The organism is Variovorax sp. V116 (genome assembly GCF_041154435.1).
Lineage (GTDB): Bacteria > Pseudomonadota > Gammaproteobacteria > Burkholderiales > Burkholderiaceae_C > Variovorax > Variovorax paradoxus.
Genome location: NZ_AP028661.1, coordinates 320,490 through 339,375 on the forward strand (window position 1 = coordinate 320,490; position 18,886 = coordinate 339,375).

Genomic DNA, 18,886 nt, shown 5'->3' on the forward strand with positions numbered 1-18,886 from the left:
GGAGCACACGCCATGCACGACTCGCACCGCAGATCCCTTCTGAAGTCCACGGCCGCACTGGGCCTGCTGGGCGCGGCCGGAACGCTGTTCGCGGCTCCGAAGCTCAAGCCGAACGACAAGTCCGCGCTGATCGTGATCGACGTGCAGAACTGCTTCGTCGACGGCGGCACGCTGCCCGTCAAGGGCGGCGCCGAGGTGGTGCCGGTGATCAACAAGCTGGCCGATTCGTTCGAGAACATCGTGGTCACGCAGGACTGGCACACGCAGGGCCATGCGTCGTTCGCGAGCGCGCATCCGGGGCAGAAGCCGTTCAGCAGCATCAAGCTCTCGTACGGCAACCAGGTGCTCTGGCCCGACCACTGCGTGCAGGGCACCGACGACGCGGCGCTGCACAAGGACCTGAAGCTGCCCACCGCGCAGGTCATCGTCCGCAAGGGCTTCCACAAGGGCGTCGACAGCTATTCCGCCTTCGAGGAGGCCGATCGCAAGACCGCCACCGGCCTGGGCGGCTACCTCAAGCAGCGCGGCATCAAGACGGTCTATGTGGCGGGGCTGGCCACCGACTTCTGCGTGGCCTGGACCGCGCTCGATGCGCGCAAGGCCGGCTTCGAGGTCTACGTGATCGAGGACGCCACGCGCGCCATCGACCTCAACGGCTCGCTTGCCGCCGCATGGAAGCAGATGGCGGCCAAGGGCGTCAAGCGCATCCAGTCCGCCGACATCCAGGCGGCCTGAGCAAGCCAACCCACGCCGCATTCACACCCGCCCGGCAACAACGACAACAACGAGCTCGACAACGCATGACGATTCCGATTTCAAGGCGCGCCCTGGTGGCGGGCGGCGCAGCCCTGGCACTGGGCCCGGGCCTTCTTCGTTCGGCGCGCGCCGACAACGGCGTGACCGACGGCCTCATCCGCATCGGCCAGTCGGCCGTGTTCAGCGGCCCGGCCAAGGACTTCGGCATCGACTACCGCGCGGGCATCAAGCTGTACTTCGAGCGCGCCAACAAGTCGGGCGGCATCAACGGCCGCAAGCTCGAGCTCGTCAGCTACGACGATGCCTACGATCCCGCCAGGACGGCCGCCAACACCGCGAAGCTGATCGACGAGGACAAGGTCTTCGCGCTCGCGGGCTTCGTCGCCACCGGCAACCTCGCGGCCGCGATGCCGCTGGCCGAGAAGGCCGGCGTTCCGATGTTCGCGCCGCTGGTGGGCACCACCTCGTTCCGCACCAAGGTCAACCGCCTGCTGTTCCACGTGCGCGCGGGCTACGACCTCGAGCTGCGCAAGATCATCAGCCATCTCTCGACCCTCAGCCTCGCGTCGATCGCGGTGGTCTACCAGGACAGCGCCTTCGGCAAGTCGAACCTCGCCACCTGCGAGCAGCTGGCCGCCGACTACAAGGTGCAGGTCGTGAAGACGCTGCCGCTCGCGATTGCCGCCGAAGACGCGAAGCAGGTGGTCGCCAGCCTGGCCGAGGCCAAGCCCGGTGCGGTCCTGATGATCATGGCCGGGCGCATGGTCGAAGTGTTCATGCGCGACTACCGTGCGAACGGCGGGGCGGCGCCGCTCTATACGCTGTCGGTCGGCATCACCGATGCGGCCGGTTCCGCCAAGCGGCTCGAAGGCAAGCTCGCGGGGCTGGTCACGGCCAGCATCGTGCCGCCGCCGCAGGCCGTGCGCGTGCCCATCGTGGCCGACTACCAGCGCGACCGCGCCGAGTTCGGCGAGAAGATCGACAGCTACACCACGCTCGAAGGCTACATCGCCTCGCGCGTGATGGTCGAAGGCCTGCGCCGCGCGGGCAAGGCGCTCACGCGCGACAGCTTCATTGCCGGGCTCGAAGGCATCGGCAATGCGCGCTTCGGCGATTTCCCGGTCGAGTACAGCGCGAAGAACCACAACGGCTCGACCTTCGTGGACCTGGAGATGTACACCCGTGACGGCCAGTTGCGGCGCTGAGCCGCCGCTGTACCTGCAGGTCAACGGCAGGGCCTGTTCGATCGAGGGCGTGCCGCATGCGGCCACGCTGCTGCACCTGCTGCGCAACGACCTCGGCCTGAACGGGCCCAAGTACGGCTGCGGGCTGGGGCAGTGCGGCGCCTGCACGGTGCATGTCGACGGCGTGGCGGCGCGTGCCTGCGTGATTCCCGCGCACGGCGTGGCGGGCCGCGCGATCACCACGCTCGAAGGCCTTGGCACGCGCGGCCGCTGGCATCCGGTGCAGGCCGCCTTCGAAGACGCGCAGGCCGCGCAGTGCGGCTACTGCCTGAGCGGCATGGTGATGCAGGCCGCGGCGCTGCTCGCGCGCGATCCGCAGGCGAGCGAGGCGCGCATCCGCAGCGAGCTCTCGGGCAACCTGTGCCGGTGTGGAACGCACATCGAGATTCTGGACGCGGTGCAGCGCGCGGCGGTGCGGATGCGCGCGGAGGCAAACCCATGAGCCGCCCGTCTTGTTCCCTCTCCCTCCGGGAGAGGGTCAGGGTGAGGGCATCGGCCTTCGCGCAAGCACGGCCCTTGCCATCGCCGCCGGCCCTCACCCCCGCCCTCTCCCAGGGGGAGAGGGAGCAAAGACCATGACGCGCCGCGCCGATCTGCCGCGCACGCGCGCGGACTTTCTCTCGGCCGACGGCGTGCTGCTGGTCGTGCGCGAGACACCGCCCGCGCCGGCGCCCGCCAACGGCCAGCCCACGGCCGTGGCGGGCAATCCGATCGAAGGCGACGAGATCCTGCTCGCCGTGTGGGACGACGGCAGCGCCTCGGCGCTCAACGGCCACGTCGACCTGGGCACCGGCATCCAGACCGCGCTCGCGCAGATCGTGGCCGAGGAACTCGAGCTCGGGATGCCCTGCGTGCGCATGATGCTCGGCGACACCGCACGTGCGCCCAACCAGGGCGCGACGATCGCGAGCGCCTCGATCCAGATCCACGCACAGCCGCTGCGCCTGGCCGCCGCGCAGGCGCGCGCCTGGCTGCTCGCGCGCGCGGCCGAGCGGCTTGGCGTGGCCGCCGAGGCGCTGCAGGTGCGCAACGGCGTGGTGCGCGTGGCCGAGGCACCGGACCACCGCATCAACTACGCGGACCTGGTCGCGGGGCAGCGCACCGTGCTGCGGCTCGACCCCGCCGCGGTGCCCAAGGATCCGGCCGACTACCGCATCGTCGGCACGCGCCAGGCCCGCGTCGACATTCCCGCCAAGCTCGCGGGCGACCTCGTGTTCGTGCACGACATGCGCGTGCCCGGCATGCTGCATGGCCGCGTGGTGCGCCCGCCGTATGCGGGCGCGGACCACGGCGAGTTCATCGGCAACACGCTCGAGTCGGTGGACGAGTCGTCGATTGCGCACATTCCCGGCATTCGCGCGGTGGTCGTGATCCGCGACTTCGTCGGCATCGTGGCCGAGCGCGAGGAGCACGCCGAACAGGCGCTGCGCGAATTGCGCGTCAGGTGGAAACCCTGGCCCGGCATGCCTGATCTTTCCAACCTCGCGCAGGCCCTGCGCGACAACCCGTCGACGCGGCGCCTGCTGGTCGACGAGGGCGACGTCGACGGCGCGATCGCCGCGGCCGCGCAGCCGATGCACCGCACCTATGTGTGGCCCTACCAGATGCATGCGTCCATCGGACCCTCGTGCGCGCTGGCGGAGTGGCTGCCGGAGGACGGCAGCAGCATGCAGTTGCGTTGCTGGGCCGGCTCGCAGAACCCGCACGTGCTGCGTGCCGATCTCGCGAAGCTCATGGGCGTGGACGACGTGCAGGTCGACGTCATCCGCATGGAAGCGGCGGGCTGCTACGGCCGCAACGGCGCCGACGACGTGGCGGCCGATGCGGCGCTGCTCGCGCGCGCCGTGGGCGCACCGGTGCGCGTGCAGCTTACGCGCGAGCAGGAGCATGCCTGGGAGCCCAAGGGCGCCGCGCAGCTCATGGAAGTGGATGGCGGGCTCATGGCCGATGGCCGCATCGCCGCCTACGACTTCGAAACCTCCTATCCGTCGAACGGCGCGCCCACGCTCGCGCTGCTGCTCACGCGCACCATCGAGCCGGTGGCGCAGGCCTTCGAGATGGGCGACCGCACGGCGCGTCCGCCCTACAGCGTCGACAACCTGCGCGTGAAGGTCAACGACATGGCGCCGATCGTGCGCGCCTCGTGGCTGCGCGGCGTGTCGGCGCTGCCGAATTCGTTTGCGCACGAGTCGTACATCGACGAGCTGGCCACCGCGGCTGGCGTCGATCCGGTGCAGTTCCGGCTGCGCCACCTGAACGATCCGCGCGCCGTCGAGCTGGTGCAGGCCACCGCGCAGAAGGCGGGCTGGCGCATGCGCACGGGGCCAGAGGAGAACGCCGACGGCGGGCTCGGTGAAGGCGGCGACATCCTCTTCGGCCAGGGCTTCGCCTACGCGCGCTACATCCACAGCAAGTGGCCCGGCTTCGGCGCCGCGTGGGCCGCATGGGTGGCCGATGTCGAGGTCAACCGCAGGACCGGCGAGGTGCACGTGCGCCGCGTGGTGGTGGGGCACGACGCGGGGCTGCTGGTCAACCCCGCGGGCGTCGAGCACCAGGTGCACGGCAATGTGATCCAGACCACGAGCCGCGCGCTCAAGGAAGAGGTGCAGTTCGCGCCGCAGCAGGGCGCAGAAGCCGCGGCGGCCGGTGCGCAGCTGCTGCCCGGCGTGCGGCCCTCGGGCGTGGTCGCGAGCCGCGAGTGGGGCAGCTACCCGATCATCAATTTCCGCGACGTGCCGGTGATCGAGGTCATGCACATGCCGCGGCCCGGCGAACCCTCGCTCGGCGCGGGCGAGTCGTCGTCGGTGCCGGGAACGGCGGCGATCGCGAATGCGATCTTCGATGCGACGGGCGTGCGCTTCCGCGAGCCGCCGTTCACGCCGGAGAAGGTGCTGGCGGCGTTGAATCGGGGTTTGCTCCCTCCCCTTCCGCGGGAGGGCGGGGGTGGGGGCGAGCGGCGCTCGAAGGGTGGCGCTGCCGTGCCCCCATCCCAACCTTCCCCCGGGAGGGGAAGGAGCAAGACCGATGCGCCGTGGCCCGCGCGCAAAGGCCTCTGGGCCACCAGCGCCGCACTCTTCATCGGTGGCATCGGCCTCATCGCCGGCCTGCTCGGCTGGCGCTCCGCCATTGCTCCGGTCTCGCTCAGCGCCCCGGTCTACAGCGAGGCCACCATCGAACGCGGCCGCGTGCTTGCCGCGCTCGGCGACTGCGCCGTGTGCCACACCGCACCGGGTAGCGCGCCCAATGCGGGTGGCCGCGCGATGCAGACGCCCTTCGGCACGCTCTACACCACCAACCTCACGCCCGATGCCGACACGGGCCTGGGCCGCTGGTCGTTCAGCGCCTTCCAGCGCGCGATGCGCGAGGGCGTCTCGCGCGACGGCCACCACCTGTACCCGGCGTTCCCGTACACCGCCTTCGCGAAGACCAGCGACGACGACCTGCAGGCGCTCTACGCCTACTTCATGTCGATGCCCGCGGTGCGCGCCGAGACGCCGAAGGCCGAGCTCAAGTTTCCGTTCAGCATGCGGCCGCTCATGGCCGGATGGAACGCGCTCTTCCACGACCCGGCACCGCTGCAGCCGGTGGCCACGCAAAGCGCCGAGTGGAACCGCGGCGCCTACCTCGTGAACGGCCTGGGGCATTGCGGCGCCTGCCACACGCCGCGCAACGCGCTCGGTGCGGAGCAGGGCGGCAGCGCGTTTCTCTCGGGTGCGATGGTCGATGGCTGGGAGGCGCCGGCGCTCACGCAGCTGTCGAAGTCCGCCGTGCCGTGGGACGCCGACGCGCTCTACCGCTATCTGCGCAATGGCCACTCGCCGCGCCATGGCATCGCGGGTGGGCCGATGGCCGAGGTGGTGCGCGAACTCGCGCAGGTGCCCGATGCCGACGTGCGCGCGATGGCCACGTATCTCGCCTCGTTCAATCCGGCGCCCGCGGCCGATCCGCAGGCCGTGGCGCAGCAGGTGGTCGACAATGCGGCGCGCACGCAAGGCCGGCTGCTCGGTCCCGCGCAGCGCATGTTCGACAGCGCCTGCGCGTCGTGCCATCACGACGGCGACGGCCCCACGCTGCTCGGCGTGAACACGCCGCTCGCGCTCAACGGCAACCTCACGAGCGCGCGGCCCGACAACCTGCTGCGCACCATCCTCGATGGCGTGCGCGAGCCCGCGAGCCAGGGCATCGGCTTCATGCCGGCCTTCCGCGACGCGCTCGACGACCGTCAGATCGCCGAGCTCGCGGGCTACATGCGCGCGCGTTTCGCACCGCAGGAGCCGGCGTGGAAGAACCTGCCGGCCGAAGTCGCCCGCGTGCGCGCCGCGCGCGGCCACGGCGCCGAATAAGCGGCGCTCGGCGCGTCCTGCTTTCCGCTCGCGCAGCGGCAGGGAACGCATTCATTCAGAATGTCCGCTCCAAGAACCCAACCCAAGTGCCGAAGTGCCTCCGGAGACAACATGCCCCTGAATCTTTCCACCGCCGCCAGCCTTCCCCGCGACGCCGAGCGCGCCACGCTCGTCGGGCGCATCTGGCAGCCCGGCGTGGGCCCCGTACTCGTGGCGGTGCACGAGGGCGGGCTGCACGATCTCTCGCGCCTCGCGCCCACGATGAGCGACCTGCTCGAGGCGAAGGAGCCGCCCGCCGATGCGGTGCGGCGCGCATTGCGCAGCGGCCAGGCTCCGCGTGTCGCCGCGCTCGACGAGGCCATCGCCAACAGCGACGCCACCGCGCGCGACGAAGCCAAGCCCTGGCTGCTCGCACCCTGCGACCTGCAGGCCATCAAGGCCAGCGGCGTGACCTTCGTCGAAAGCCTGCTCGAGCGCGTGATCGAGGAGCAGGCGCGCGGCGATGCCTCGCGCGCCGAGGCCACGCGCGCGGCGCTCAGCGGCGTGCTCGGCGACAACCTCGCGGGCATCGTGCCGGGCTCGGCCGAGGCCGCGAAGGTCAAGGAGGTGCTGATCTCGCAGGGCGCGTGGTCGCAGTACCTCGAGGTCGGCATCGGGCCCGATGCCGAGATCTTCACCAAGGCACCGGTCCTCTCGGCCGTGGGCATGGGCGCCGACGTGGGCATCCACGCCGCATCGGTGTGGAACAACCCCGAGCCCGAGGTCGTGCTCGCGGTCAACAGCCGCGGCGAGACGCTGGGCGCCGCGCTCGGCAACGACGTCAACCTGCGCGACTTCGAGGGCCGCAGCGCGCTGCTGCTCGGCAAGGCCAAGGACAACAACGCCTCCTGCGCCATCGGCCCGTTCATCCGGCTGTTCGATGCGCACTTCGGCATCGACGACGTGCGCCGCATCACGGTGGCGCTCGAAGTGAAGGGGCCCGAAGGCTTCAGGCTCGAAGGCTCGAGCTCGCTCGCCAAGATCAGCCGCGATCCGCTGGACCTCGTCTCGCAGGCCGTCGGCGCGCACCACGACTATCCCGACGGCTTCATGCTGTTCCTGGGCACCATGTTCGCGCCGACACAAGACCGTCATGGTCCTGGGCAAGGATTCACCCATGTCGTCGGCGATCGCGTGAGCATCGCCGCGCCGGAACTCGGCGCCCTCGTGAACCGCGTGGTCCATTCGGACCAGGCGCCGCGGTGGACTTTCGGGTTAAGTGCGCTGATGCGGAATTTGGCTGCGCGCGGATTGCTGTAAACGTTCTTTCTACGCTTTAGAAGGAGTTGTACTCCTTTGTGATTCATAGCCGGCACGTAGCAAACTGTTGCTGTTGACCGCGTCTCGCGTTCCCCTCAAGATAACCGGTCTTGAAAATGGTTAACACGGGAGATGGGGTTGCCGCCGAGCGAGATCGAACTACTGCAGTCGCCTGTTGAAGGCCCGCTTCCGTGCGGTGAAGACCTCGAATACGACCCCGATTTCATGGCGTTGCAGCAAGCGGCAACGGGAAAGCGGGAGCAGCAGTTCGGCTCGACCATCATTCCGGCCGAGCCGCCCGACTGGGCCCGTGTCGAGCGCATTGCCAAGCAGCTGTGCCGGCGCACGCTCGACGTGCGCGTGCTGGTTCTGCTGACGCTGGCATGGACCGAGAGCCGGGGATTGCCGGGCTACGTCGATGGCTTGCGCGTGGTGGACGGCATCCTGCAAAAGTTCTGGAACGACGTGCATCCGCGCGTTGTCGATGGCGATTTCGAAGACCCGCTGCCGCGCATGAATGCGCTGGCTGCATTGGCCGAAGCCGAGGGGCTCGGGCGCAGCGTGCGCGATGCGCGCCTGCTCGAGGATGCCGGCGCGTCGATGAGCCTGCGGCAGGTCGAGGCCCTGCTCGACTCGAGCAAGGCCGACCAGATCGATTACCCGGGCGGCATCGGCCGGCTGCGGGAAGTGGCGCGCCGCGCGCAGGAGAAGGCGGCGCCCGCGGTGGTGGCATTGCATGCGGCGCTGGAGCTGCTGCGGCGCATCCGGGAGACCTCGGAGCGGGCCCTGGGACAGAGCTGGGCCCCCGATTTCTCCCGGCTCGAACGCTCGCTTCGCACCGTGGTCCAGCTGCTGCCCGAGCAGGCCCAGCCGGAGCCGGCCGAAGCATCGCAGGCGGCAGCGCAAGGCCATGGGTCGGCGCCGGCCGCTCCTTCGGCGCAGGGCGCTGCGGCCTTGGGCAATGGCGCCTCCGGTGCGCGTGCGGCAAGCATTAAAGATATTGAAATATCGACTCGTGATGATGTGCAGGTCTTGTTGGAAAAGGCGTGCCAGTACATGGAACGCACCGAGCCCAGCCATCCGGCCCCCATGCTCATCCGCAGAGCGCAAAGGCTGCTGGACCTCAACTTTTTCCAGATCATCGAAGAACTCGTTCCCGAGGGCCTGCAGAAGATCGAAAGCCTGGCCGGCCGCTCGCTGAGCGGCGGGTCGGCAGCGGAGTGAACGGCCGGCGCAGGAACCCGGGGGCAGGCCGCCGGGACTCGACCCATACGAATAGGCATTGAGATTCAAGAGGAAGCTTTATGGCAGACAACCGTGTCAGAAACAGTGGTCAGAAGTTCATCGCGCGCAACCGGGCACCCCGCGTGCAGATCGAGTACGACGTCGAGATCTACGGCAGCGAGCGCAAGATCCAGCTGCCCTTCGTGATGGGCGTGATCGCCGATCTCGCGGGCAAGCAGGTCGACCCGATGCCCGACCTTGCCGAGCGCGACTTCATGGCGGTGGACATCGACAACTTCGACGACCGCATGAAGGCCATCAAGCCGCGCGTGGCCTTCCAGGTGCCCAACACCCTCACGGGCGAAGGACAGATGAACGTCGACATCACCTTCGACAGCATGGACGACTTCTCGCCCGCGCGCATCGCCCGCCAGGTCGGCGCGCTGCAGCATCTGCTCGAAGCGCGCACCGAGCTTTCCAACCTGCTGTCCTACATGGACGGCAAGAACGGCGCCGAGCAGCTGATCGCCCAGGCGCTGCAGAACCCGGAACTGCTCAAGTCGCTCGCATCCGCACCCAATCCCGCCGTTGCCAAGGCGATCGAGGCCGCGAACGAAAAGTCGGGCAACCCCGGCACCCCTTCCGAGTAAGCCGACAGGATCTCCATCATGAGCACTGCACCCAAACAGACAGCGCGCGGACAGGCCGCCACCATCGAAGCGCTCGAGCCCAACGAGTTCTCCGACCTCCTGCAGCGCGAGTTCAAGCCCAAGACCGACCAGGCGCGCGAGGCGGTGCAAAGCGCCGTCAAGACGCTGGCGGTGCAGGCGCTTGAAAGCACCGTCACCATCTCGAACGATGCCTACCGCACCGTGCAGGCGATCATCACCGAGATCGACCGCAAGCTCTCCGAGCAGATCAACCAGATCCTGCACCACGAAGACTTCCAGCAGCTCGAAGGCGCATGGCGCGGCCTGCACTACCTGGTCAACAACACCGAGACCGACGAGCAGCTCAAGATCCGCGTGATGTGCGCCTCCAAGCGCGAAGTGGCGCGCTCGCTCAAGCGCCATAAGGGCATCGGCTGGGACCAGAGCCCGCTGTTCAAGAAGATCTATGAGGCCGAGTACGGCCAGTTCGGTGGCGAGCCCTTCGGCGCGCTGATCGGCGACTTCCACTTCGACCACAGCCCGCCCGATGTCGAGATGCTCGGCGAAATGGCCAAGATCGCCGCGGCCGCGCACTGCCCCTTCATTGCCGGCGCATCGCCCACCGTGATGCAGATGGATTCGTGGCAGGAACTGTCGAACCCGCGCGACCTCACCAAGATCTTCCAGAACACCGAGCACACGGCCTGGCGGTCGCTGCGCGAGTCGGAAGACGCGCGCTACATCGGCCTGGCCATGCCGCGCTTCCTGGCGCGCCTGCCGTACGGCGCGCGCACCAATCCGGTCGACGAGTTCGAGTTCGAGGAAGAAACCGACTCGGCCCTGCACAACCGCTACACCTGGGCCAATTCGGCCTACGCGATGGGCGTGAACATCAACCGCTCGTTCAAGCAGTTCGGCTGGTGCACGTCGATCCGCGGCGTGGAGTCGGGCGGCGCGGTCGAGAACCTGCCCACCCACACCTTCCCGACCGACGATGGCGGCGTGGACATGAAGTGCCCCACCGAGATCGCCATCAGCGACCGGCGCGAGGCCGAGCTCGCCAAGAACGGCTTCATGCCGCTGGTGCACCGCAAGAACTCCGACTTCGCGGCCTTCATCGGCGCGCAGTCGCTGCAGCAGCCGGCCGAGTACTACGACGCGGATGCCACGGCCAATGCCAACCTGGCGGCGCGCCTGCCTTACCTGTTCGCATGCTGCCGCTTCGCGCACTACCTGAAGTGCATCGTGCGCGACAAGATCGGTTCGTTCCGCGAGCGCGAGGACATGGAGCGCTGGCTCAACGACTGGATCATGAACTACGTGGACGGCAGCCCCGGCACGTCGTCCCAGGATACGAAGGCAATGAAGCCGCTGGCGGCGGCCGAAGTCCAGGTGGAAGCCATCGAGGACAACCCCGGCTACTACGCCGCCAAGTTTTTTCTCCGGCCGCACTATCAGCTCGAAGGGCTGACGGTGTCATTGCGGCTGGTTTCGAAGCTGCCATCCAACAAGAAGGACAGCAGCTAGTTCAACGGTGTCCCGCAATCGGGCATATATATAACTCTGGGGGTTAATCATGGCAGTAGACATGTTCATGCGCGTCGAGGGCGCGAACGGCGAATCCAAGGACTCGAACCACAAGGACTGGACCGATATCAAGTCGTTCGCATGGGGAGCAACGCAGCCTGGCAACATGGTCAGCGGCGGCGGTGGCGGTGTGGGCAAGGCGAGCTTCAACGACCTGCAGGTGCTCGCGCGCATCGACAAGGCGGCGCCGTCGGTGATGAAGAACTGCGCGAGCGGCAAGCACCTGAGCAAGGTGGAAGTGTCGGTGTGCAAGGCCGGGGGCTCGCAGATCGAATACACGCGCGTGACGCTGGAAGAAGTGCTGGTCACCTCGGTGCAGTACTCGGCCGAGCAGGGCGGCGATGCGGTGCTGGTGCAGTTCGCCTTCCAGGCGGCCAAGGTCAAGCAGCAGTACTGGGAGCAGACCGACAAGGGCGGCAAGGGCGCCGAGACCGTGCTGGCCTGGAACATCAAGGAAAACCGGGAAGCCTGATTTCCCTTTTTTCCTGCTTGTTCCCGACCGGCCCGCGCATGCCGCGGGCCGGTCGCCTGCAGATAGTTGTCGACGGCCTTCCGGGGCCGTGCGCGAGTCAATGAGGAAGTTTCATGGGCGATGGGTTTGCAGTGCTGGGCGAGCGCTCCGTGGCCGAACACACCGAATGGGTACAGCGGCAGATTCGCGCGAGTCCACAGAATGCCGGCCTGCGGCTTGCCCTCGGCCACTTTCTTGCGCTGCGGGGCGACTGGCAGCGGGCTGAAGATCAGCTCAAGCTGGCCGCGAAGATTGATCCTTCCTTCGCTCCCGCCAGTGCCACCTGCGCAATGGCGCTGGCCGCCGAGCGGCATCGAACCGAATTCTGGAACGGCGGCCGTGCGCCGGCCGTCGTGGCCGGCGAGGCCGGCTGGGTCGCGGCGCTGATTGCTGCCGCCGCCCTGCCGGCCGAACGCGCCGCCGAAGCGGCCGAGTTGCGCGAGAGCGCGCGGCAGGATGCGCCCGCATTGCTGGGCACGCTGAGCTGCGTCGACCGGTCGGACTCCCGCGCCGTGCAGGCCATCGACGGCGAGCCGGTGCAAAGCATTGAGTTCGCCTGGCTTTGCGACGGCGACGCGCGCATGGGCGCCGCGCTCGAGCTCCTCACGCCTTCGGGCTATGCGTGGCTGCCGCTGCCGGCGGTGCGCCGCCTCAAGTTCTCCCGTCCGCAGCACCTGGTCGACCTGCTCTGGGCACCGGCCGAGATCGTGCTGCATGACGGACGCGGGCTCAACGGCCTGGTGCCGGTGCGCTATCCCGGCGCGCTCGAGGCGCTGGACGACGAAACAACCCTGGGCCGCCGCACCGACTGGCTGCCGCTGGCCGGCGAGGACCAGTACGCCGGCATCGGCCAGCGCACGCTGATCAGCGAAGCCGGCGACCATTCGCTGCTCGACATCCGGCTGGTCGAGTTCGCGCCTGCCGAGAGTGCCGCGCAGTGAGTTCCGTCCTGCCAGCCAGCCGCCCGGCCATGGAGGCCGATGGCGACCAGCAAGAAAGCGTTGCACGCGACCGCCTGCAGCCGGTGCTGCTCGACCGCCTGACCGACAAGCAGCCGCAAAGCCGCCAGGAGCGCGCGGGCGCCTTCCTCATGAGCGGCAAGCTGCTGCGCGACTCGGTGCTGCGCGACCTGCAGTGGCTGCTCAACACCACCAACTTCGGCGCGGACCACACCATCAACGCCATGCCGCGCGCGCGGCGCTCGGTGGTGAACTACGGCGTGCGCGGCTGGGCCGGTGGACGCATGTCGGAGGTCGACTTCGCGGACGTCGAGGCCGCCATCCGCGCCGCGATCATCGATTTCGAGCCGCGCATCATGAAGGACAGCATCGACGTGCGCTGCGTCACCGACGCCACCGACCTGGAGCACCACAACCTGCTCGCGCTCGAGATCCGCGGCACCTTGTGGTCGGTGCCTTACCCGATTGAATTCATCCTGCGCTCCGAGCTCGACCTCGAGAGCGGCCACATGGTCCTGCGCCCGACGGGAGGGCTCTGAATGGACGCCAGGCTGCTCGACTACTACAACCGCGAGCTCACCTACATGCACGAGCTCGGTGCCGAGTTCGCGCAGCGCTACCCGAAGATCGCCGGGCGGCTGGGCATGCGCGGCATCGAGGTCAGCGACCCCTACGTGGAGCGCCTGCTCGAGGGCTTCAGCTTTCTCACGGCGCGCATCCAGCTCAAGATGGATGCGGAGTTTCCGCGCTTCTCGCAGCGGCTGCTCGAGGTGGTGTACCCCAACTTCCTCGCGCCGCTGCCGGCCATGGCCGTGGTGCAGATCGACGGCAACCTCAACGAGGGCTCGCTGAAGGCCGGCTACGAGCTGCCGCGCCACACGATCATGCGCGGACGCATGATCAAGGGCGAGCAGACGGCCTGCGAATTCCGCACCGGCCACGAGGTCACGCTGTGGCCCATCAGGATCGCGGATGCAAGCATCGGCCCCGTGCCCGCGGAAATCGCGCATGCGATGCCCGCGGTGGCCCGGCGCGCCAGGAGCGCGATCACCATCAAGCTCGAAGCGGTGGGCGGCACCACCTTTGCCGAGATGCCGATCGAGCGGCTCGAGTTCTTTCTTTCGGGCGCGGAGCTGCATGCGCTGCGCGTGCTCGAGCTTGCGGTGCACCACAGCATCGGCACCGTGTGCCGCAGCGGCCCGGGCAGCAAGGCGCGCATCGTTCCGCTCGGCGACGAAGCCATTCGCCACGAGGGCTTCGATCCCGAGCAGGCGCTGCTGCCTTATGACGCGCGCTCGTTCCAAGGCTACCGGCTGCTGCACGAATACTTCGCCTTCCCCGACCGCTACCTGTTCTTCAGCGTGAAGAACCTGCGCGCGGCGGCCTCGGCCATGGGCGGCACCACGATGGAAATCGTGATCCTGCTCGACCGCGCCGACGCCGACCTGGAGCGGCTGGTCGATGCCAAGCACTTCTCGCTGTTCTGCACGCCCATCATCAACCTGGTGCCGCGCCGCAGCGACCGCATTCCGGTGGGCCCCGGGCAGCACGAGCACCATGCGGTGATCGACCGCACGCGCCCGCGCGACTTCGAGATCTTCACGGTCGAGCGCGTCACCGGCCACATGGCGAGCGGCTCGGAAGAGCGCGAGTTCAGGCCGTTCCTTGGCTCGTTCGCTGCCGACGACGGCGACTTCGGCGCGTACTTCTCGCTGCGCCGCGAGCCGCGCCTGGTGTCCGACCGCGCACGCGCGCAGGGCACGCGCACCAGCTACACCGGCAGCGAGGTGTACGTGTCGCTGGTCGACCAGCACGACGCGCCCTTTCCGCACAGCCTGCGGCACATCACGATCGACGCGCTGTGCACCAACCGCGACCTGCCGCTGCTGCTGCCCACCGGGCTGGAGTCGGACTTCTCGCTGCGCGTGTCGGCGCCGGTGCGCGGCATCCGCATCCTGCGCGGGCCGTCGAGGCCCTATCCGGCGCTGGCAGAGGGGGCGCTCACGTGGCGCCTGATCAGCCACCTGGGCCTCAACTACCTGAGCCTGACCGACGTCGACGCCACGCAGGGCGCGGCCGCATTGCGCGAGATGCTCGACCTCTACGGCAACCTGGCCGACCCCGCGGTGCGCCGCCAGATCCAGGGCGTGCGCTCGATGGCGCTGGCGCCGGTGTTCCGCCGCCTGCCCGAGCCGGGGCCGATCGTCTTCGGGCGCGGGGTGGAAATCGCGCTGAAGATCGACGAAGTGGCCTTCTCGGGCGCGAGCCCTTATCTCTTCGGCGCCGTGCTGGAGCAATTCTTCAGCCGGCACGTGTCGCTCAACGCGTTCACCGAGTTCGCGCTCTCCAGCCTGCAGCGCGGCGAGATCGCGCGCTGGACGCCGCGCATCGGACGCCGCCCCGCCGTATGAGCATGCGCACCACGGCCGAGCTCGCCGACGATTCGCAGCAGGCGCCGCCGGCTGCGGTCGAGCATGCCGCGCCCGAGCATGCCGCGGCACCCGCGCGGCGCGGTGCGCCCGAGGCCGATCCGGTCCTGTGGGCCGGCCTGGTCGACCAGCCTTTCGAGCACGACCTGTTCATGCTGCTGCGCCGGCTCGATGCGCACGGCAGCCATCCGCTGCTGGGCCGCGCGCCGCGCCCGCTCGACGAGCCTTTGCGGCTGGGCCAGGAGCCGTCGATGGCCTTTGCGCCCTCGAACGTCTCGGGCGTCGATGTCGACGGCGACGGCCCGCCGCGCATCTCGATCTACGGCTTCGGCCTGTTCGGCCCCAACGGGCCGCTGCCGCTGCACCTGACCGAGTACGCGCGCGAGCGCAAGCGCCACCACAGCGACAACACGCTCAGCGCCTTCGCCGACCTGTTCCATCACCGGCTCATCCTGCTGTTCTACCGGGCCTGGGCCGATGCCCAGTCGGTCAACAGCCTGGACCGCCCCGACGGCCACCGCTTCGTCGACTACGTGGCCAGCCTCATGAACATGGGGCAGCCGGGCCTGAAGGAACGCGACCGCATCGCCGACCATGCGCGCACCTTCATGGCCGGGCACCTCGTGCGCCAGACGCGCAACCCCGAGGGGCTGATCCAGATCCTGCGGCTGTACTTCGACGTGCCCGTGCGCGTCGAGGAGTTCGTGAGCGACTGGGTGATGCTCGACGAGCGCGAGATCAGCCGCATCGGCACTTCCGGGCGCAACCAGAAGCTGGGCGCCGGCGCCACCGTCGGGCTGGCGGTGCGCGATGCGCAGGGCAAGTTCAGACTCGAACTCGGCCCGCTCTCGCAGCGCGAGTTCCGCGACTTCCTGCCGGGCAGCAAGCGCCTGCAGCAGGTGGTCGACTGGGTGCGCCAGTACGTGGGCATCGAGTTCGCGTGGGAACTGCGCCTCGTGCTCAAGAAGCAGGAAGCCCTCGGCATGCAGCTGGGCAGCGACCAGCGCCTGGGCTGGGGCAGCTGGCTCGGCACGCGCCTCTCCCCCACAGACGCCGGCGACATGCTGTTCCAGCCCGAAGCCCTGTATTCCCGTTCCGCATCGGCTGCTTCCGCGGCGGCCGAAGCCTCTTCCATGGCCTTATGACCGATATCCGCCGCGTCTCCCTTTTCTCGAAACTCAATCCGATGCTCTACAAGGCATTGGAGACCGCCACCGCCTTCGCCAAGCTGCGCGGCAATGCCTACGTGGAGCTGGTGCACTGGCTGCACCAGATCCTGCAGCTGCAGGACAGCGACCTGCTGCGCATCGTCAAGCGCGCCGGCCTCAACCTCGATGCGGTCGAGCAGGACCTGGTGCGTGCGCTCGACCGGCTGCCGCACGGCGCCACCTCGATCAGCGACATCTCGGAGCACGTCGACAACGCCGTCGAGCGCGCCTGGGTCTATGCGAGCCTGCGCTTCGAGGCCACGTCGATCCGCGGTGCCTACCTGCTCGCGGGCATCGTCAAGACGCCGGGGCTGCGCCAGGTGCTCTCGGGCATCTCGCGCGAGTTCGACAAGATCGTGCCCGACGTGCTCGTCGCGCAGCTTCCCGCATGGACCGAAGGCTCGCCCGAGGACGACTTCGACGCCGCGGCCGCGCCGGGGCAAGCCGCCCCTGCGGTGTCCCACCAGGGCGACGGCGCTGCCGCGGGCGGCTCGGCGCTGGCCAAGTACGCGAGCGACCTCACGGCCAAGGCGCGCGCGGGCGAACTCGACCCGGTCTACGGCCGCGACGACGAAATCCGCCAGATCATCGACATCCTGATGCGCCGGCGGCAGAACAATCCGCTGCTCACGGGCGAGGCGGGCGTGGGCAAGACGGCAGTGGTCGAGGGCCTGGCCTCGCGCCTTGCGGCGGGCGACGTGCCACCCTCGCTCAAGGGTGTGTCGCTGTGGGTGCTCGACCCCACGCTGCTGCAGGCCGGCGCGGGCGTGAAGGGCGAGTTCGAGCAGCGGCTGCGCCAGGTGATCGACGAGGTCGAGAAGAGCCCCAAGCCCATCGTGCTGTTCGTCGACGAGGTGCACACGCTGGTCGGCGCGGGCGGCACGGCCGGCACCGGCGATGCGGCCAACCTGCTCAAGCCCGCATTGGCGCGCGGGCGGCTGCGCACCATCGGCGCCACCACCTGGTCCGAGTACAAGAAGTACATCGAGAAGGACCCGGCGCTCACGCGGCGCTTCCAGACCATCCAGGTGCACGAGCCCACCGAGTCCAAGGCCGTGGTCATGCTGCGCGGCATCTCGGCCGAGCTCGAGAAGCACCACGGCGTGCTCATCCTGGACGCCGCGCTCGAAGCGGCCGTGAGCCTGTCGCACCGCTACATTCCCGCGCGCCAGCTGCCCGACAAGGCCGTGAGCCTGCTCGACACGGCCTGCGCGCGCGTGGCCCTGAGCCAGCATGCGCTGCCCGCGGCGATCGAAGACCTGCAGCGCCGCATCGAGGTGCTGGGCATCGAGTCGGGCATTGCGGGGCGCGAGGCGGCGATCGGCGTCGGCGAGCACCAGCGGGTGGAAGACATCGCGGCCCAGGTGGCGGCGGCGCAGGCCGAGCTCGGCCTGCTGGAGCAGCGGCGTGCGGAAGAAAGCGTGCTCGTGGAGCGCATCGTGGCGCTGCGCAAGCTGCTCTCGCCCGATGCAGTGCCGGTGCGGGCCGAGGCCAAAGAGGAAGAGGGCGACGAAGCCGAAGCTCCAGTTGAAGCCGAGCCTGCTCCGTCGGAACCCGAAAGAACACCCGAAGAGATCCGCGCCGAACTCGACCAGGCGCAGGACAAGCTCGTGCAGTTGCAGGGCGAATCGCCGCTCATCCTGGCGGCCGTCGACGCGCAGGCCGTTGCCACCGTGGTGGCCGACTGGACCGGCATTCCGATCGGCCGCATGGTGCGCGACGATGCGCAGTCGGTGCTGCGCCTCGGCGAAATACTCTCGGCCCGCGTGGTGGCCCAGCCCGACGCGCTGGAGACCATCTCGCGGCGCATCCGCACCGCGCGCGCGCGGCTCGACAACCCGAACAAGCCGGTGGGCGTGTTCCTGCTGTGCGGCCCCTCGGGCGTGGGCAAGACCGAGACCGCGCTCGCGCTGTCGGAGGCGCTCTACGGCGGCGAGCAGAACCTGGTCACCATCAACATGAGCGAGTTCCAGGAGTCGCACACCGTCTCCACGCTCAAGGGCGCGCCGCCCGGCTACGTGGGCTACGGAGAAGGCGGCGTGCTCACCGAGGCCGTGCGCCGCCGGCCCTACAGCGTGGTGCTGCTCGACGAGATCGAGAAGGCCCACCCCGACGTGCACGAGATCTTCTTCCAGGTGTTCGACAAGGGCTGGATGGAAGACGGCGAGGGCCGCCACATCGACTTCCGCAACACCGTGATCATCATGACGTCGAACGTCGGCACCGACCTGGTCATGCAGCTGTGCGAAGACCCGACCCTGCGCCCCGACCCCGAGCCGCTCGCGGCCGCGCTGCGCGAACCGCTGCTCAAGGTGTTCGCGCCGGCGCTGCTGGGCCGGCTGGTTGTAGTGCCTTATTACCCGTTGCAAGCCGACGCATTGCATCGCATCATTCGCCTCCAGCTCGACCGCATTGCCACCCGCCTCGATGCGAACCATGGCATTGCGCTGGACTACGACAACAGCGCCGTCGAACTGGTGGCGCGCCGATGCACGGCCATCGAGTCGGGTGGGCGGATGATCGATGCGATCCTCACGCACACCATCCTGCCGCGATTGAGCGAAGAAGTCATCGGCGCCACCGTCAGTGCGCGCAAGCTCGCCGGCGTGCGGCTGTCCGCAGCGGGCGACGACTTCCGGTACGAATTTTCCGAAGCCTAAGAAGACAAGGAGACAA

The 18,886-nt window shown here is 68.9% G+C and carries 14 protein-coding genes; all 14 read left to right on the forward strand.

The window, feature by feature from the left end; all coding sequences use genetic code 11:
* The first annotated feature begins 12 nt into the window (after positions 1-12).
* Complete coding sequence (pncA, locus tag ACAM58_RS01570; protein WP_018906627.1) at positions 13-735, forward strand: bifunctional nicotinamidase/pyrazinamidase; 723 nt, start codon at positions 13-15, stop codon at positions 733-735.
* A 65-nt stretch (positions 736-800) separates the two neighbouring features.
* Positions 801-1,961 carry an ABC transporter substrate-binding protein gene (locus tag ACAM58_RS01575; protein ID WP_012745353.1) on the forward strand — a complete coding sequence of 387 codons (1,161 nt, stop codon included), beginning with the start codon at positions 801-803 and terminating at the stop codon, positions 1,959-1,961.
* Complete coding sequence (locus tag ACAM58_RS01580; protein ID WP_369663948.1) at positions 1,939-2,442, forward strand: (2Fe-2S)-binding protein; 504 nt, start codon at positions 1,939-1,941, stop codon at positions 2,440-2,442. Before ACAM58_RS01575 ends, ACAM58_RS01580 begins: the two co-directional genes overlap by 23 nt.
* A gap of 133 nt (positions 2,443-2,575) precedes the next feature.
* Entirely contained in the window at positions 2,576-6,343 is a 3,768-nt protein-coding gene (locus tag ACAM58_RS01585; protein ID WP_369663949.1) for a molybdopterin cofactor-binding domain-containing protein, read from the forward strand.
* A gap of 111 nt (positions 6,344-6,454) precedes the next feature.
* The gene (locus tag ACAM58_RS01590) at positions 6,455-7,642 is read left to right on the forward strand and encodes a fumarylacetoacetate hydrolase family protein (protein ID WP_369663950.1); all 1,188 of its coding nucleotides are present in this window, start codon (positions 6,455-6,457) and stop codon (positions 7,640-7,642) included.
* A gap of 132 nt (positions 7,643-7,774) precedes the next feature.
* On the forward strand, positions 7,775-8,866 hold the full coding sequence (gene tssA, locus ACAM58_RS01595; RefSeq protein WP_369663951.1) for a type VI secretion system protein TssA: 1,092 nt from the start codon (positions 7,775-7,777) through the stop codon (positions 8,864-8,866).
* 80 nt (positions 8,867-8,946) lie between these two features.
* The gene (gene tssB, locus ACAM58_RS01600; protein ID WP_012745358.1) at positions 8,947-9,516 is read left to right on the forward strand and encodes a type VI secretion system contractile sheath small subunit; all 570 of its coding nucleotides are present in this window, start codon (positions 8,947-8,949) and stop codon (positions 9,514-9,516) included.
* An 18-nt stretch (positions 9,517-9,534) separates the two neighbouring features.
* On the forward strand, positions 9,535-11,043 hold the full coding sequence (tssC, locus tag ACAM58_RS01605; RefSeq protein WP_012745359.1) for a type VI secretion system contractile sheath large subunit: 1,509 nt from the start codon (positions 9,535-9,537) through the stop codon (positions 11,041-11,043).
* A 49-nt stretch (positions 11,044-11,092) separates the two neighbouring features.
* Entirely contained in the window at positions 11,093-11,575 is a 483-nt protein-coding gene (locus ACAM58_RS01610) for a type VI secretion system tube protein Hcp (RefSeq protein WP_012745360.1), read from the forward strand.
* A gap of 113 nt (positions 11,576-11,688) precedes the next feature.
* On the forward strand, positions 11,689-12,555 hold the full coding sequence (locus ACAM58_RS01615; protein ID WP_369663952.1) for a type VI secretion system accessory protein TagJ: 867 nt from the start codon (positions 11,689-11,691) through the stop codon (positions 12,553-12,555).
* Positions 12,556-12,584: 29 nt separating this feature from the next.
* The gene (gene tssE, locus ACAM58_RS01620) at positions 12,585-13,112 is read left to right on the forward strand and encodes a type VI secretion system baseplate subunit TssE (RefSeq protein ID WP_012745362.1); all 528 of its coding nucleotides are present in this window, start codon (positions 12,585-12,587) and stop codon (positions 13,110-13,112) included.
* A complete protein-coding gene (tssF, locus tag ACAM58_RS01625) occupies positions 13,113-14,984 on the forward strand; it encodes a type VI secretion system baseplate subunit TssF (RefSeq protein WP_369663953.1) in 1,872 nt (623 codons plus the stop codon).
* On the forward strand, positions 14,981-16,147 hold the full coding sequence (tssG, locus tag ACAM58_RS01630; protein WP_369663954.1) for a type VI secretion system baseplate subunit TssG: 1,167 nt from the start codon (positions 14,981-14,983) through the stop codon (positions 16,145-16,147). The genes tssF and tssG overlap by 4 nt, the downstream gene beginning before the upstream one ends.
* Positions 16,144-18,870 (forward strand): type VI secretion system ATPase TssH, encoded by a 2,727-nt coding sequence (tssH, locus tag ACAM58_RS01635; protein ID WP_369663955.1) that lies wholly within the window; start codon positions 16,144-16,146, stop codon positions 18,868-18,870. The genes tssG and tssH overlap by 4 nt, the downstream gene beginning before the upstream one ends.
* The last annotated feature ends 16 nt before the right edge of the window (positions 18,871-18,886 follow it).